General features: G+C 68.5%; 18 protein-coding genes. 12 read left to right on the top strand and 6 right to left on the bottom strand.

The window, feature by feature from the left end; genetic code table 11:
- Positions 1-239: 239 nt before the first annotated feature.
- Both AC3WLD_RS07120 and AC3WLD_RS07115 read right to left on the bottom strand, forming a co-directional pair.
- Complete coding sequence (locus AC3WLD_RS07120) at positions 240-680, bottom strand: hypothetical protein (protein ID WP_492556248.1); 441 nt, start codon at positions 678-680, stop codon at positions 240-242.
- Between the two features lie 84 nt (positions 681-764).
- A complete protein-coding gene (locus tag AC3WLD_RS07115; RefSeq protein WP_492556254.1) occupies positions 765-2,354 on the bottom strand; it encodes a phosphoenolpyruvate carboxykinase in 1,590 nt (529 codons plus the stop codon).
- Between the two features lie 260 nt (positions 2,355-2,614).
- Between AC3WLD_RS07115 and AC3WLD_RS07110 the strand changes: the two genes are divergently transcribed.
- The 8 genes from AC3WLD_RS07110 to AC3WLD_RS07075 all read left to right on the top strand — a co-directional run bounded on the left by AC3WLD_RS07110 (position 2,615) and on the right by AC3WLD_RS07075 (position 8,366).
- A complete protein-coding gene (locus tag AC3WLD_RS07110) occupies positions 2,615-3,355 on the top strand; it encodes a response regulator (protein WP_492556247.1) in 741 nt (246 codons plus the stop codon).
- Complete coding sequence (locus AC3WLD_RS07105; RefSeq protein WP_492556246.1) at positions 3,342-4,907, top strand: sensor histidine kinase; 1,566 nt, start codon at positions 3,342-3,344, stop codon at positions 4,905-4,907. Before AC3WLD_RS07110 ends, AC3WLD_RS07105 begins: the two co-directional genes overlap by 14 nt.
- Positions 4,904-5,320, top strand: a complete 417-nt coding sequence (locus AC3WLD_RS07100; RefSeq protein ID WP_492556245.1) for an HPr kinase/phosphorylase — start codon at positions 4,904-4,906, stop codon at positions 5,318-5,320. Before AC3WLD_RS07105 ends, AC3WLD_RS07100 begins: the two co-directional genes overlap by 4 nt.
- A gap of 61 nt (positions 5,321-5,381) precedes the next feature.
- On the top strand, positions 5,382-6,305 hold the full coding sequence (rapZ, locus tag AC3WLD_RS07095; protein WP_492556244.1) for an RNase adapter RapZ: 924 nt from the start codon (positions 5,382-5,384) through the stop codon (positions 6,303-6,305).
- 116 nt (positions 6,306-6,421) lie between these two features.
- Positions 6,422-6,826, top strand: coding sequence for a PTS sugar transporter subunit IIA (locus AC3WLD_RS07090; RefSeq protein WP_492556243.1), 405 nt, complete (start codon positions 6,422-6,424; stop codon positions 6,824-6,826).
- A gap of 4 nt (positions 6,827-6,830) precedes the next feature.
- Positions 6,831-7,115 carry an HPr family phosphocarrier protein gene (locus tag AC3WLD_RS07085; protein WP_492556242.1) on the top strand — a complete coding sequence of 95 codons (285 nt, stop codon included), beginning with the start codon at positions 6,831-6,833 and terminating at the stop codon, positions 7,113-7,115.
- Between the two features lie 4 nt (positions 7,116-7,119).
- Positions 7,120-7,932, top strand: coding sequence for a TrmH family RNA methyltransferase (locus tag AC3WLD_RS07080; RefSeq protein ID WP_492556241.1), 813 nt, complete (start codon positions 7,120-7,122; stop codon positions 7,930-7,932).
- 38 nt (positions 7,933-7,970) lie between these two features.
- Positions 7,971-8,366 carry an META domain-containing protein gene (locus AC3WLD_RS07075; RefSeq protein WP_492556240.1) on the top strand — a complete coding sequence of 132 codons (396 nt, stop codon included), beginning with the start codon at positions 7,971-7,973 and terminating at the stop codon, positions 8,364-8,366.
- A 16-nt stretch (positions 8,367-8,382) separates the two neighbouring features.
- Here AC3WLD_RS07075 and AC3WLD_RS07070 read toward each other — a convergent pair whose 3' ends face one another.
- Positions 8,383-9,822 (bottom strand): DNA recombination protein RmuC, encoded by a 1,440-nt coding sequence (locus AC3WLD_RS07070; RefSeq protein ID WP_492556239.1) that lies wholly within the window; start codon positions 9,820-9,822, stop codon positions 8,383-8,385.
- 146 nt (positions 9,823-9,968) lie between these two features.
- Here AC3WLD_RS07070 and AC3WLD_RS07065 point away from each other — a divergent pair, with 146 nt between their 5' ends.
- Positions 9,969-10,379: a four-helix bundle copper-binding protein gene (locus tag AC3WLD_RS07065; RefSeq protein WP_492556238.1), complete on the top strand. Its 411-nt coding sequence runs from the start codon at positions 9,969-9,971 to the stop codon at positions 10,377-10,379.
- Between the two features lie 16 nt (positions 10,380-10,395).
- Here the strand turns inward: AC3WLD_RS07065 and def are convergent, their stop codons facing one another.
- Positions 10,396-10,962: a peptide deformylase gene (def, locus tag AC3WLD_RS07060; protein ID WP_492556237.1), complete on the bottom strand. Its 567-nt coding sequence runs from the start codon at positions 10,960-10,962 to the stop codon at positions 10,396-10,398.
- Positions 10,963-11,095: 133 nt separating this feature from the next.
- Positions 11,096-11,692 carry a recombination mediator RecR gene (gene recR / locus AC3WLD_RS07055; protein ID WP_492556236.1) on the bottom strand — a complete coding sequence of 199 codons (597 nt, stop codon included), beginning with the start codon at positions 11,690-11,692 and terminating at the stop codon, positions 11,096-11,098.
- A 145-nt stretch (positions 11,693-11,837) separates the two neighbouring features.
- On the opposite strand from recR, the gene fmt reads away from it, so the two are divergent.
- From fmt to AC3WLD_RS07040, 3 genes are read left to right on the top strand one after another with little or no spacing between them, the layout of a single operon-like run.
- Positions 11,838-12,833 carry a methionyl-tRNA formyltransferase gene (gene fmt / locus AC3WLD_RS07050; protein WP_492556235.1) on the top strand — a complete coding sequence of 332 codons (996 nt, stop codon included), beginning with the start codon at positions 11,838-11,840 and terminating at the stop codon, positions 12,831-12,833.
- Positions 12,830-13,570, top strand: coding sequence for a tRNA pseudouridine(38-40) synthase TruA (truA, locus tag AC3WLD_RS07045; protein WP_492556253.1), 741 nt, complete (start codon positions 12,830-12,832; stop codon positions 13,568-13,570). The genes fmt and truA overlap by 4 nt, the downstream gene beginning before the upstream one ends.
- Before the next feature lie 16 nt (positions 13,571-13,586).
- Positions 13,587-14,693 (top strand): zinc-binding dehydrogenase, encoded by a 1,107-nt coding sequence (locus tag AC3WLD_RS07040; protein ID WP_492556234.1) that lies wholly within the window; start codon positions 13,587-13,589, stop codon positions 14,691-14,693.
- A gap of 27 nt (positions 14,694-14,720) precedes the next feature.
- Here the strand turns inward: AC3WLD_RS07040 and cobS are convergent, their stop codons facing one another.
- Positions 14,721-15,698: a cobaltochelatase subunit CobS gene (gene cobS, locus AC3WLD_RS07035; protein WP_492556233.1), complete on the bottom strand. Its 978-nt coding sequence runs from the start codon at positions 15,696-15,698 to the stop codon at positions 14,721-14,723.
- Positions 15,699-15,742: the final 44 nt, after the last annotated feature.

Below are 15,742 nucleotides of genomic sequence, written 5' to 3'. Positions count from 1 at the left end.
GTTACGTCCGGGGTCGCTGCCGGATGATGGGTGGTGATCTGCGGACAGGCCCACCCCCCGACCCGCTGTTCGCTTCGGGAACGCCTGCGGCTCCCCGCTTGCGGGAGGGGGAGATTCAAGGACTACCTCCCGGCTAGCGCAACCAGTTCCCCTCCCGCAGGCGGGAGGGGCTAGGGGTGGGCATACCGCATCCAAGGGCCCAGCTTCACAGCAGTCGCGGGTCGAGCCCGCGACGACGTTCACCCAGCCAGATCCGGCTCCACCCACTTGCGCCGCGCCTTCACCGAAAACAACCGTTCGCGCGAGTAGTACCGCAGAGGCCAGTCGCGCGGGGCGATGTCGGAGCGGAGGAGGGCGTTCACCGCATCAACCAGCGACGCGCCCGCGCCATGCCCGGCCAGAAAGCCGCGCACCCCGCGAATGTAGAGCTGCGTCAGGGTCTCGTGGTAACCCTGGGTGTCGTCGTTGATCCCGCCCTTGGCCGCGTTGAAGCTGCGGATGATGTCGGGCAGGTCGCGCTCGGGCGCGATCTCCGGGTGATCGCGGATGAGCCACAGGCTGGCGGCGAGGTGGGCCTCGTGAGTCCACTCGTCCTTGGGCAGCGAACGGTCGAGCAGGCCCTCGCCGACGCGGCGCACGGCGTCGTCACTGGCGAACAGGCGGATGGGCAAATCGGTCATATGAAAATCCCCGGCGTTCCCTTGCACGGGAAGCCGGGGATTTCACTCCGCTCCCCGCTTTCGCAGGGACGCGAATGCGGTCAATTACGCAGCGACAAGGGCCGCCTGGCGGACGCTCTCGTCCACATAGTCGGTGAATTGCTCGAAGTTGTCGGCAAACTTGGCGACCAGTTCCTGCGCGGTCTTGTCGTATTCCACCGGGTCGGCCCAGGTGCCGCGCGGGTCGAGCAGGCGGGTTTCGACGCCCGGGACCGCGACCGGCACTTCGAAGCCGAAGTTCGGGTCCTTGCGGAACTCGACGTCGTTGAGGCTGCCGTCGAGCGCGGCGTTGAGCAGCGCGCGCGTCGCCTTGATCGGCATGCGCTTGATGCCTTCCATGGTCGCCTTGCCGCCCGACCAGCCGGTGTTGACCAGCCAGCACTGCGCGCCGCCGCGGGCGATCCGCTCCTTGAGCAGGTTGCCATAGACCGACGGGTGACGCGGCATGAACGCGGCCCCGAAGCAGGTCGAGAAGGTGGCTTCCGGCTCGGTCACGCCGATCTCGGTGCCGGCGACCTTGGCGGTGTAGCCCGACAGGAAGTGGTACATCGCCTGTTCGGGCGTCAGCCGCGCGATCGGCGGGAGGACGCCGAACGCGTCGGCGGTGAGGAAGATGATGTTCGACGGCGGGGGCCCGAGGTTCTTCTCGCTGGTGTTCGGAATGAACTCGATCGGATAGGCGCCGCGGGTGTTTTCCGTCTTGCTGCCGTCGGTGAAGTCGAGCTCGCGGGTCGCCTCGTCCATCGTCACGTTCTCGAGGATCGTGCCGAACATCTTGGTCGTGGCGTAGATCTCCGGCTCGCCCTCGGCCGAGAGGTTGATCATCTTGGCGTAGCAGCCGCCTTCGAAGTTGAACACGGCGGTGTCCGACCAGCCATGCTCGTCGTCGCCGATCAGGGTGCGGCTGGCGTCGGCCGAAAGCGTGGTCTTGCCGGTGCCCGAGAGGCCGAAGAAGATCGCGCTGGTGCCGTCGGCGCCGATGTTGGCCGAGCAGTGCATCGGCATGACGCCCTGCGCCGGGAGCAGGTAGTTGAGCAGGCCGAACACGCCCTTCTTCATCTCGCCCGAATATTCGGTATTCCCGATCAGGATCAGCTTCTCGGTGAAGTTGACCGCGATCACCGTGTCGCTGCGGCAGCCGTGACGCTCAGGGTCGGCCTTGAAGCTGGGCAGGTTGATGATCGTGTATTCGGGCACGAACGCGGCGAGCTCGTCGGCGGTCGGGCGGACCAGCAGGGTGCGGACGAACAGGCTGTGCCACGCCATCTCGGTCACGACGCGCACGTTGACGCGGTATTCCGGCTGGCTGCCACCGAACAGGTCGGCGACGTAAAGCTCGTCCTGGCCCTTCATCGCCGCGATGAAATCGGCCTTGAGGTTGGCCCAGTGATCGACCGACATCGGCTGGTTGATCTTGCCCCAGTTGATCGTGTCCTCGGTCGTCGCGTCGCGCACGACGAACTTGTCCTTGACGCTGCGGCCAGTGAACTTGCCGGTGTCGACCAGCAGGGCGCCGTCCCTGGTCAGGCGACCTTCGCCCCGATGCAGGGCGTGTTCGACAAGGGGGGCGGTGCCGAGGTTGGCGTAAAGCGTGGCCGGCTCAGGAAAGCCTTGCGAAGACAGCGATACGTTCAGCTTGGACTCGGTCACGTTAGGCGTCTCCTGTTACCGCGGCACAGTGGACGCATGACCGCCACTACCGCAGGGTACGAATACGAATGCATGATTCCCCGCCGCGCATAGTCGCTGCATCCTTCTGCGTCAAACGCGGGTGAGGCGATAAACCATTGTGGCGCTGAAAGTCCCGCTTCGGCGTCGCGCCGCAACGTTGTCAGCGCACGGCGGAGCGTCTAATCGACTGGCCCGCAGCATGCGGCTAGGGCAAGGGACACGGCATGGCGCAAGACACTGCAGACCCCGCAGCGCCCCGCACCGTCGCTCTCGTCGACGACGACCGCAACATCCTCACCACCCTCTCCATCGCGCTCCAGACCGAAGGTTTCGCCACCCGCGTCTATGCCGACGGCGACGCGGCGCTGAAGGCGCTGCTCGACAACCCGCCGGACCTCGCCGTCTGCGACATCAAGATGCCGCGCATGGACGGACTCGAACTGCTGCGGCGGCTGAGGGAGAAGAGCGAGCTCCCGGTCATCTTCCTGACCAGCAAGGACGACGAGGCGGACGAGGCGCTGGGCCTGTCGCTGGGGGCGGACGACTACATCGCCAAGCCGTTCAGCCAGCGCCTGCTCATCGCTCGCATCCGCGCGATCCTGCGCCGCAGCGACGTGGTCCGCGCCGACGCCGCGACCGTCGAGCCGGCTGAGCCGCTGCCCGAGCCGATTCGCCGCGGGCGTCTCGCCATGGATCCGGCGCGCCACCAGGTCGAATGGGACGGCCGCGGCGTCACGCTGACCGTTACCGAATTCCTGATCCTCGAGGCGCTGGCCGTCCGCCCGGGCGTAGTCAAGACGCGCAACCAGCTGATGGACGCGGCCTACCACGACGACGTGTTCGTCGACGACCGCACCATCGACAGCCACATCAAGCGCCTGCGCCGCAAGTTCCGCGCCGTCGATCCCGAGTTCTCCGCCATCGAGACGCTCTATGGCGCGGGCTATTCCTATGCCGACGGCTGAGCCGGTCGCCGCACAAGGGGGCGAGCGGCTCTACTGGACGCGCGGGTTCTCGCTCACCGCGCGCATCCTGATCGTCAACGCGATCGCGCTGGCGCTGCTGGCGGGGAGCCTGTTCTACCTCGACAGCTATCGCCAGCAGCTGCTGCAGGAACGCTTCAACCTCGCCCGCTCCGAAGCCGAGATCGCTGCCGACGCGCTGGCCGAAGCTCCCGCGCAGCAGCGCCGCGCCCTGATCGCCCGGATCGGCAACGAGCAGAAGCTGCGGCTCAGGCTCTACGACGCGAAGGGTACCCTGCTGATCGACAGCTTCGTGGTCGGCGGGGTCGCCTTCCGCCTGATCGATCCCACCACCGAGCCGTGGTACCAGAAGGCCGCCCGCGCGCTCGACCGGGGGGTCGACTTCGTGGTCGGCGCGCCGGAGATCGAGCGCTATGTCGAGCCCGCCGCAACGAGCGCCGCGCCGTGGCCCGAAATCGCTCGCGCCCGCCAGACGGGGGCGAGCGTGGTCAAGCTGCGCTATGCGCCCGATCGCACCCCGATGATCACCGCCGCCGCGCCCGTCGGCGCGCAGGGCGAGATGCTGCTGACCACCCGCAACGCGCTCGACGCCACCCAGGCGATCCGCGATGCGCGCCAGACGCTGGCGATCGTCGTGGGACTCGCGCTGCTGCTGTCGATCCAGCTCTCGCTGTTCCTTGCGCGCACCATCGTCCAGCCGCTGCGCACGCTGGTCCGCGCCGCAGTTCGGGTGCGGCTTGGGCGCGACCGCGAGGTCGTGGTGCCGCGCCTGCCCGAACGGCGCGACGAGATCGGCCTGCTCGCCCGCGCTTTCTCCGACATGACCGCGGCGCTGCGCCAGCGGATCGACGCGGTCGAAAGCTTCGCCGCCGATGTCGCGCACGAGCTCAAGAACCCGCTGGCGTCCTTGCGCAGCGCGCTCGAATCGCTCGACAAGGTCGAGGACCCGGAGCTGCGCCGCCAGCTTTCGGCCATCGCTGCGCACGACGTCCAGCGGATCGACCGGCTGATCACCGAGATCGCCGACGCCAGCCGGATCGACGCCGAACTCAGCCGCACGACCTTCACGGAGGTCGACCTCGCCGACGTTGCGGCGCGGCTGGTCGGGGCGCGCGGCACGCTGGGCGAGACGCAGGACGTGCGGCTCGTGTTCCACCGCGGGGTCGGCCCGGCGGTCGTCCGGGGCGATGCCGCGCGGCTCGAGCGTGTGCTCGAAAACCTCGTCGACAACGCGGTGTCGTTCTCGCCCGCGGGCGGCCGGGTCGAGGTCAATGTCTGGGGCGACGAGCACAGCGTAACCCTGTCGGTGATCGACGAGGGCCCCGGCGTTCCGCCGGCCGAGCGCGACAAGGTCTTCGAGCGGTTCCATTCGCTTCGCCCGCAGGACGAGGCGTTCGGCGCGCACAGCGGGCTCGGCCTCGCCATCGCCCGGACCATTGCCACCGCCCACGACGGCGAACTCTCCATCGACGACCGGCCCGACGGGGGCAGCGGCGCGTGCCTTGTCCTCCAGCTCCCGGCGGCACAGCCGTGAGCGCGCGGCAGGCGACCTGCGTCGCGGTTGGCGGCCGCGCGCTGCTGATCGAGGGGCCGCCGGGCAGCGGCAAGTCGAGCCTGGCGCTGGCGCTGATCGATCGCGGCGCGGTCCTGGTCGGCGACGATTCGGTCTGGCTGGAGGCGCGGGCGGGACGGCTCCTGGCGAGCCCGCATCCCAACACGCGGGGCCTGCTCGAAGTGCGCGGTGCCGGACTGGTGGAGATGCCGGTGGCGGAGCGGGTGCCGGTGGCGCTGCTGGTGCGGCTCGATGCGGAGGCGCCGCGGTTCATCGAAGAGGCAGGCTCTGAGGCCGTCCTCGGCGTCACCATCCCGGCGCTGGCGCTGTGGCCGGAAAGCCCGGTGCTCCACCTGCGCGCCGAGCTGGCGCTGAAGAAGTACGGCCTGCGCTAAGCCGGGACAACGCCTCCACACCCCTTCCAATCCCCGCGATTCGGGCGCAAGGCAGCGGGCGATGGCCACCGATTCCACCGAACCGCGCCAACGCATCCTGCTTGTCACCGGCCTCCTCGGCGCGGGCAAGACAACCGCGCTGAAGGTCCTGGAGGACCTCGGCTGGGAGACGATCGACAACTTCCCGATCCGCCTGCTGGGCCGTCTGCTCGAAACCAAGCCCGCCGGCGGGCGCGACGAATCGCAGCGGCTCGCGATCGGTTTCGACAGCCGCACGCGCGGGTTCGACCCGCAGAAGATCATCGAGCGGGTCAAGCTGATGGCCGCGCGCGAGGACCTCGAGATCACCACGCTGTTCCTCGACTGCAGCGGGCAGGAGCTCGAGCGCCGCTACAACGAGACCCGCCGCCGCCACCCCTTGAGCGAGGACAAGCCCGCCGCCGTCGGCATCTCCGCCGAGCGGGAACTGCTCGAACCGCTGCGGCGCTGGGCCGACGTGGTGATCTCCACCACCAGTTTCACCGCCAACGACCTCCAGCAGGCGATCCGCGAACAGTTCGCCGGGGCGAGCGCGGACCCGACCACGATCACCGTCAGCAGCTTCGGCTTTTCGCGCGGCATGCCGCCGATCGCCGACCTCGTGTTCGACATGCGCTTTCTCGACAATCCGCACTGGGTCGACGAGCTGCGCCCGCTGACCGGGCGCGACGCGCCGGTCGCCGACCACATCCGCAAGGACCCGGCGTTCCCCGAGGCGTTCGAGCGCATCCGCGGGCTGCTGCTGATGCTGCTCCCGCGCTTCCGCGCGCAGGGCAAGGCTTACGTCAACATCGCCTTCGGCTGCACCGGGGGCAAGCACCGCTCGGTGTTCATGGCCGAGCAGATTGCCGCCGCGCTGACCGAGGCAGGCTATTCCCCCGCCCTGTTGCACCGCAACCTGACCTCGCGCGGGGCGAGTGCGGTCGAGGATGCGCAACAGCCGTGACAGGTGCTTTACACTTCGCTATCGGGGTCTGCTGCACGTGCGAACATGCGCGCCAAGCGGGCGTTAAGCTTGGCCGTCGTATGGTTGCCGCCAGCATTTCGGAGCCATGAGCCTTCATGATCGGTCTGATTCTCGTCACCCACGGCGCGCTTGCCGACGAATTCATCCACGCGATGGAGCATGTCGTCGGGCGGCAGACCCAGATCGTCGGCGTCTGCATCGGCCCGAACGACGACATGGAAAAGCGGCGCAAGGAAATCGCCGACGCGATCCGCCGGGTCGATAGCGGGGCGGGGGTCATCATCCTCACCGACCTGTTCGGCGGCACGCCCTCCAACCTCGCGATCTCGCTGATGCAGGCGGGCCATGTCGAGGTGATCGCCGGGATCAACCTGCCCATGCTGATCCGCCTCGCCAAGGCGCGGGGCTGCATGACCGTGCAGGAAGCGACCATCGCCGCGCGCGACGCGGGGCGCAATTACATAACGATAGCATCGGAATTCCTGGGACAGGACGCATGAACCTATGGCGGAACTGCGTGAGACGGTAACCATCTGCAACCAGCGCGGGCTGCACGCCCGGGCCAGCGCCAAGTTCGTCGGCGCCGTTGCGAAGCTCCCGGCGGGAGTCGAGGTCAAGGTGCTGAAGGACGGCAACGACGCTGCCGGCGGATCGATTCTCGGCCTGATGATGCTCGGCGCGGCCAAGGGCGATGCGATCGAGATCGTGGTCAGTGCACCGGACGGCGATGCCGAACCCGCGCTCGCCCGTCTCTCCGGCCTGGTCAAGGACGGCTTCGGCGAGGATTGAGCGTTTGACCCGCCGCATTATCACCGGCTTTTCCAACCCCACGGTCAAGTTCGTCCGCTCGCTGCGGGAGAAGAAGCACCGCAAGCAGGAACGCAGGTTCCTCGCCGAAGGTCTGCGCCTGCTGACCGACGCGCGCGAAGCCGGGCGGGTGCCCGAACTCCTGCTGATGGCGCAAGGGCGCGACGAGCATCCCCTGCTGGCCGAACTGGAAACCGTGGTCGAGGCGGCGGGCGGCGAGGTGATCGAGCTGCCCGGGGACGTGCTCGCCAAGGTCACCGGCAAGGACAACCCGCAGGCGGTCGCCGGGGTGTTTGCCGAATTCGATACTTCGTTGTCGAGCCTCGATCGCACCGCCGCGCCGATCTGGCTGGTGGCCCAGGCGCTGCGCGATCCCGGCAACCTCGGCACCATGCTCCGCACCGGCGACGCGGTGGGGGCCGGAGGGCTGATCCTGATCGACGACTGCGCCGACCCGTTCAGCGTCGAGGCGGTGCGGGCGAGCATGGGCGCGGTGTTCACGCAAGGGATCGCGCAGGCGCGGTGGGACGAATTCCTGCCGTGGCTGCGGAGCGGAGCGGGGCAGCTGGTCGCCGCGTCGCTGCGCGACGCCCGGCCCTATCGCGGGGCGCCCTATGCCGCGCCCTGCTTTGTCATGGTCGGCAACGAATCGCGCGGATTGCCCGAGGAGTACGAGCTCGCCTGCGACCTGCGCGTCACGATGCCGATGAAGGGCCGCGCCGACAGCCTCAACGCGGCGGTGGCGGCGGCGGTGCTGGCGTACGAGGTGCTGGCGGTTCTGGACGGGCCTGACGGTTAATCTCAGGATCAGTCGCGCCGTTCTAGCGTTGAATGGTGATGAAGCTGATTTCCCTCCTGGCCGCGCTCGCGCTCCTTCCCGCCTGCACCATGGCGCAGGGCGACGGGCTGACGCTTGGCGGGACGGCGTGGACGGTTACCCGCATCGACGGCGTGGCCCCGGCCGCGCCTGACAAGGCGAAGCTGACCTTCGAGGCCGACCGCATCGGCGCCAACGTCGGCTGCAACGGGATGGGCGGCGAGTACCGGATCGAGGGCGGTCGGCTCATCGCCGGCCCGCTGATGGCGACGCGGATGTTCTGCGAAGGCCCGGTGTGGGACCAGGAACAGGCCGTCGGCGCGCTGCTCGCCGGAGCGCCCAAGGTGGCGCGGCGCGGCGAGACGCTCCTGCTCGAATCGAGCGGACACAGCCTGGAGGCGGTGCGGGCGAAGTAAAGGCCGGCCGCTTCCACTATCCTGCTTCGGCATCCATCGGCGGTTCGAGCGCCTCCACACTCTCCGCATACCGCGGCGCGGCTTCGACCAGCGGCACCTCCTCGATCTCGCGCGCGCCGATGGCGACGCCCTTGTCGCGCAGGCGCTTGCCCGAGGAGAGGACGTTGCGTTCGAAGCTGCCGACGAACTTGTTGTAGTTCTCGACCGCCGAGTTGAGACCGCCGCCCACGCGCTTGAGGTGTTCGCTCGCCACTCGCAGCCGGTCGTAGAGTTCGGCCCCGGCCTTGCCGATCTCCACCGCCTCGCGGGCGATGGTGTCCTGCCGCCAGACTTCGGCGACGGTACGGGCGATGGCGACGAGGTTGGTCGGAGTCGCCAGCAGGACCTTGTTGCGGAAGGCGAAGTCCCACAGTTCGGGATCATGTTCGAGCGCGGCGGCGACGAAGTGTTCGCCGGGCACGAACATCACGACATAGTCCGGCGCTTCCTCGAACTGGCTCTGGTAGCCTTTCGCGCCGAGGGTCTGGACGTGGTTACGCATCGAGCGGGCATGCAGGTCGAGATGGCGCTTGCGTTCCACATCGTCGCTCGCCTCGAACGCTTCCTGATAGGCGTTGAGCGAAACCTTGGCGTCGATGATCAGGCTCTTCTGGCCCGGGATGCGGATGATCGCGTCCGGTCGAAGGCGGCCGTCCTCGGTGCTCACCGAATGTTCGGTGACGAAGTCGGTGTGCTCCGAAAGCCCGCATTGCTCGAGCACGTTCTGCAGCGCCCGCTCGCCCCAGCGGCCGCGCGCCTTGGGGGCGTTGGTCAGCGAGTTGCCGAGACGCTGCGCCTCGCGCCGCACGGCTTCCTGCCCGGCACGCAGCTGCTCGATCTGGCCGAACAGCTGGCCGAACGCGTCGACGCGCTTGGCCTCGAGCCCCGCGACCTGCTGCTCGTACTTCTGCAGCCGGTCGCCCACCGGCGCGAGCAGGGTGGCGATGCGTTCGGCGCTGGTCTTCTCGCTCTCCGCCAGCCGCTCCCCGGCGCGGGCCAGGAAAGCCTCCTGCGCCTTTTCGAGCACCTTGCTGCCGGCGTTCTCGAACTCCTTCTTTAGTGCTTCCTGTGCGTTCAGCAGCAGGCGCTCCTTCTCGTCGAAGTTCGCGGCGTTGGCCTTGAGCTCGGCCAGTTCCGCGCCGAGCCGGGCCTGTTCGCCGCGCAGGCCATCGACCTGAAGGGCGTGGGCGGAGCGGGCCTCGTCGAGCTGCGCGGCCAAGGCATCGGCCCGCGCCGCGCGCTCGCTCATCGCCGCAAGATCGGTGATCGCGGCGCGAAACTTTTCGTCGAGTGCCCGGGCCTCACCATCGCGCGCCTCGAACCGGGTGCGCCATTCCGCCACCGGCCGCCCGCCAAGGAACCAGCCGAGGGCGATGCCGGCAAGCACGGCAACAATGGCGATGACAACGGTTTCCAAGCCGGGCTCCTGACAAGAACGAAGCACGAACTTATCCTTGGCGGCTCGCCGTGACAAGGGCACTGAACGCTCTATCCCCGGCGTTGCCCCCGGAACGGAACAACCTTCGTCACCAGACGCTTGAGAACCAGCGAAGGAGACCCGCCATGTCCATCGAAGCCATGATTTCCGAACACCCCGACGTGAACGGCAATACCAACGAGACGCTTGGCGTCGCAGTCCGCAAGGCGGTCGATTGCGCGGCGATCTGCAATTCCTGCGCGGATGCCTGCGTCGCCGAGCCGATGGAGATGGCCCAGTGCATCCGCCTGTGCAGCGACTGCGCCGACGTCTGTACAGCCACCTACCGTGTCGCCAGCCGCCGCACCGGGCACGACCGCAATCTCATCCGCACGCTGCTCGCGACCTGCATCGAGGCCTGCGAAAACTGCGCGGCGGAGTGCGCGATGCACGATCACGCGCATTGCCAGCGCTGTGCAGTGATGTGCCAGGAATGCGCCGATGCCTGCCGTGCCGCGCTCGAAGCGCTGAACCGAGAGGTTCACGCCGACGCGTGAGGCGTCGGCGGCGAGGTCACGCCGCCTTGCGCAGCTTCTCCAGCTTCTTCAGCGCCATGCCGCGCTTGAGGCGGCTGAGGTGGTCGATGAACAGGATGCCTTCGAGGTGGTCCATCTCGTGCTGGAGGCAGGTTGCGAGCAGCCCGTCCATGTCCTCCTCGTGGACCTTGCCGTCCAGATCCTGCCAGCGCGCGCGGATGCGCGAGGGGCGTTCGACCTCGGCGTAGATCTCGGGCACCGAAAGGCAGCCCTCGGTATAGAGGGTGTGCTCCTCCGACGGATCGAGGATCTCGGGATTGATGAACACCCGCGGCTCGCGCTTCGTCGGCTGGTGATGATGATGGTGGCCGTCGTGGTCGCAGGCGACCGGCTCGGCGTCCGGGTCCTCGGGCTGGAGGTCGATCACCAGCACCCGCAGCGGCACGCCGACCTGGATCGCGGCGAGGCCGATGCCGGGTGCGTCGTACATCGTCTCGAACATGTCGTCGACGAGGATGCGCAGCTGGTCGTCGAACGTGTCGACGGGCACGGAGACCTGCTTCAAGCGGGGGTCGGGGACTTCGACGATCGGGAGAATGGCCATGGGGCGCAGATAGTCGCGATGCGGGGGAGTCGCAAGGTGGGGAGATGGGCTCGTCGTCCCGGACTTGCTCCGGGACCGCTGGCAATCAAGAAACCCGGGTTCACAGCGGTCCCGGGTCGAGCCCGGGACGACGTCACCCCACCGGCCGCCGCGCCCGCAGCGCCTGCGCCAGCGTGCCCTCGTCGAGGTAATCGAGCTCGCCGCCCACCGGCAGGCCATGCGCCAGCTGGGTGATCCGCACCGGCAGGCCTTCCAGCCGCTCGGCGATGTAGTGCGCGGTGGTCTGGCCCTCGAGCGTGGCGTTCATGGCGAGGACGACCTCGTCGATCCCGCCAGCCTCGACCCGCGCGATCAGCGGGGCAATCGCGAGGTCCTCCGGCCGCACGCCCTCCAGCGCCGAGAGTCGCCCGCCGAGCACGTGATAGCGCCCGTTGAACAGCCGCGCCCGATCGAGCGCCCAGAGGTCGGCGACGTCTTCCACGACGCACAGCGCGCGCTGGTCCCGGCGGCTGTCGGCGCAAACGCTGCAGGGGTTGCGGGTGTCGACGTTGCCGCAGGTATCGCACTCGACCAGCGTTTCCTGCACCGCAGCCAGCGCCTCGACCAGCTGGCCGAGAGCGGTCTCGCGGCGCTTGATCAGCCACAGCACCGCCCGCCGCGCCGAGCGCGGCCCGAGGCCGGGGAGTTTCGCCAGCGCGCCGGCCAGCGCGTCGATCTCTTGCGATGCCATGGGGGGAGAGATAGGGACTGCGGCCACCGCGGAAAAGCCGGTTCTCCACATCGTCATTGCGAGCGGAGCGAAGCAATCCGGGGAGGGGCGCGCGGGCTCTGGATGGGTTCGCTGCGCTCGCCATGACGAACGATTGGGACCGGCAGTGCGCATCATCTTCATGGGAACCCCGGACTTCGCGGTGCCGACGCTGGAGGCGCTGGTCGCGGCGGGGCACGCGGTGGTCGCCGCTTATACCCAGCCGCCGCGGCCTGCGGGGCGGGGCAAGAAGCTCCAGCCGTCGCCGGTTCAGCTGGCAGCGGAGGCGCATGGGATCGCAGTTCGCTCGCCGTTGTCGCTGCGGGGCGCGGATGAGCAGGCGGCGTTCGCGGCGCTCGGTGCCGACATCGCGGTGGTCGCGGCCTATGGCCTGATCCTGCCCCAGGCGGTGCTGGGTGCGCCGCGGCATGGCTGCCTCAACGTCCACGGCTCGCTGCTGCCGCGCTGGCGCGGGGCGGCGCCGGTGCAGCGGGCAATCCTCGCCGGCGATGCCGAGACGGGGGTGGGCATCATGCGGATGGAGGCCGGACTCGATACCGGGCCGGTGCTGCTGGAAGGGCGGACGCCCGTCGCTCGCAAGACGGCGGGGGAGTTGACGGCGGAACTGGCGGAGATGGGCGCGGCGCTGATGGTGCAGGTGCTGGCCGACCTTGCGGCTTATCCGGAACGGCCGCAGCCGGAGGACGGCGTGACCTACGCGAAGAAGATCGACAAGGCCGAAAGCCGGCTCGATTTCACGGCCGACGCGGTGCAGGTCGAGCGGCAGGTCCGCGCCTTCGCGCCCGCGCCGGGGGCGTGGTTCGAGTTGGAGGGCGAGCGCTACCGGGTGCTGGCGGCGGAGGTGGTTACTGAGCCACCGCTGCGTCCCCGCGAAGGCGGGGACCTCGTGCCCGATACGGTCCGCTCGATTGATGGAGGCCCCCGCCTGCGCGGGGGCGCAGGGAGTTTTGAGGTGGGTGCCGTGCTCGACGACATGCTCACCATCGCCTGCGGCTCCGGCGCGATCCGCCCGACCCTGATCCAGCGCGCCGGTCGCCCGGCGATGGACACGGCAGCGTTGCTGCGGGGCCGGGCGATCCCGGCGGGGACGCACCTCGGCTGATGCGCTTCGCTCTCACCCTCGAATTCGACGGCGGTCCGTTCATGGGCCTGCAGCGTCAGGCCCACGGGCCGAGCGTGCAGCAGTCGGTCGAGGAGGCGGTGCTCGCGGTAACGGGGGAGTCGGTCACTCTCCATGCCGCCGGCCGTACCGACACCGGGGTCCATGCCCTCGCCATGCGCGCGCACTTCGACCTGTCGCGGGAATTCGATCCCTTCCGCATGATGGAAGCGCTCAACGCGAAACTCAGGCCCGCGCCGATTGCGGTGCTCGATTGCGTGATCGTGCCGGACGACTGGCATGCGCGGTTTTCGTGCACCGGGCGCTCGTACCTCTACCGCATCGCCAACCGCCGCGCGCCGCTGACGCTCGGGCTGGGACGCGCCTGGCGGATCGCAAAGCCGCTGGATGCAGAAGCGATGGACGACGCTGCGCAGGAACTGGTCGGCCTCCACGACTTCACAACCTTCCGCTCGGCCCGCTGCCAGGCGGCGAGCCCGGTCAAGACGCTCGACCGGCTGCGGGTGCGGCGCGAGGGCGAGCACGTGCTGATCGACGCGGCGGCGCGCAGTTTCCTCCACCACCAGGTCCGCTCGATGGTCGGCTGCCTCGCGCTGGTCGGGCAGGGGCAGTGGAGCCGCACCGACCTCGCCGAAGCGCTTGCGGCGAAAGACCGTTGCAGATTGGGACTTAACGCGCCGGCAGAAGGGCTCTACTTCGTATCCGCAACCTACCCATAACAAGAGGATGACGGACATGGCGTTCACTGGCCAGCAGCTTACCACCCGGCTCGATGCCGACGGCACCCTGACCGTCCAGCTCAACGACAAGAGCTGGGACGCGCCCAAGGGATCGCAGGTGCTGGTGAAGGTCGAAGCCTCGCCGATCAACCCGTCCGACCTCGGTCTGCTGTTCGCCTCGGCCGACATGGACAACGCGGACTATTCGCCCGGCAAGGTGGTGGCGAAAATGCCCGACGCCGCGACGCGGGCGTTCAAGGCGCGCCACGGGATGGACATGCCGGCGGGCAACGAGGCGGCCGGGATCGTCGTCGCGGCGGGCGAGGACCCGGCGGCGCAGGCGCTGATGGGCAAGCGCGTCGCCTGCGTGCCCGGCACCGCCTATGGCACGTATGCCTATGCCGACGCGCCGATGTGCATGGCCGTGGACGACAGCGTCAGCGCCGACCAGGCGGCGTCGAGCTTCGTCAACCCGATGACCGCGCTGGGTTTCGTCGAGACCATGAAGCTCGAAGGATTCACCGGCATCGTCCATGCGGCGGCGGCTTCGAACCTCGGCCAGATGCTGGTCAGGATCTGCGCGGAAGACGGGGTGCCGCTGGTCAACATTGTCCGCTCAAAGGCGCAGGTGGACCTGCTCAAGGGCATCGGCGCGACCCATGTGCTCAACATGACCGACGCCGACTTCATGCCGAAGCTGATCGACGCGATTGCCGAGACCAAGGCGATGATCGGGTTCGATCCGATCGGCGGCGGAACGGTCGCCAGCCAGATGCTCACCGCGATGGAAGCCGCCGCCAGCCGGGGTGCCGCATTCAGCCGCTATGGTTCATCGCAGCCCAAGAAGGTCTGCATTTATGGCGCGCTCGATATCGGGCCGACGATCCTCAACCGGGCGTTCGGGCTGACCTGGGATCTTTCGGGCTGGCTGCTCACGCCCTTCATGATGAAGGCCGGGCCGGAGATCGTCGGGCGGATGCGCGCACGGGTGATGAAGGACCTGACCACGACCTTCGCCAGTCACTACAAGGCGCGCGTCGACCTGCCGGGTATGCTCAGCAAGGAAGCGATCGCCGACTACAACGCGCGGCGGACCGGCGAGAAGTACCTCGTGGTGCCGTGAGGTTCCTCCCCCGTTGGGGGAGGATCTTCAGTTCTTCCCCACCACGCTTTCCGGCAGGTCCTTGCCGAACACGCGCTGGTAGTATTCGGCGACCAGCACCCGCTCCGCCTCGTCGCACTTGTTGAGGAACGAGAGGCGGAAGGCGAAGCCGACGTCGTTGAAGATCGCGGTGTTCTGCGCCCAGGTGATGACCGTGCGCGGGCTCATCACGGTGGAGATGTCGCCGCCGATGAAGCCGGCGCGGGTAAGGCCGGCGACCTTGACCATGTCGGAGATGGTCTTGGCGTCCACCCCGGTCGCCTTCTTCGAGACGATGTCGATCTCGGTCTCGGCGGGCAGGTAGTTGAGCGCGACGACAATGTTCCAGCGGTCCATCTGGCCCTGGTTGATCGCCTGGGTGCCGTGATAGAGCCCGCTGGTGTCGCCGAGGCCGACCGTGTTGGCGGTGGCGAACAGGCGGAAGTACGGGTTCGGCCGGATCACCCGGTTCTGGTCGAGCAGGGTCAGCTTGCCCTCGGTCTCCAGCACGCGCTGGATCACGAACATCACGTCGGGGCGGCCGGCGTCGTATTCGTCGAAGACCAGTGCGGTCGGGGTCTGCAGCGCCCAAGGGAGCAGGCCCTCGCGGAACTCGGTCACCTGCAGCCCGTCGCGCAGGACGATGGCGTCGCGGCCGATCAGGTCGATGCGGCTGATGTGCGCGTCGAGGTTGATGCGGATGCACGGCCACTTGAGGCGCGCGGCGACCTGTTCGATGTGGGTCGACTTGCCGGTGCCGTGATAGCCCTGGACCATGACGCGGCGGTTGTGGGCGAAGCCGGCGAGAATCGCGAGCGTGGTGTCCGGATCGAACACATAGCTGTCGTCGAGGTCGGGCACGCGCTCGTCCGCCTCGGAAAAGGCGGGCACGGTCATGTCGATGTCGATCCCGAAAAGCTCGCGCACGGAAACGGTGCGGTCGGGAGCGGAAAGGACGGTGGTGGCGCGGCTGTCGGTCTGGCTCATCGGACTCTCGGTAATTGCGAGGCTCCGCCTATACGGCGGGCAAG

The sequence above is a fragment of the Novosphingobium sp. FW305-C-111 genome (assembly GCF_058783565.1).
Note: the sequence above shows the minus strand (reverse complement) of the source record. Positions and strands in the feature narration are given on the sequence as shown.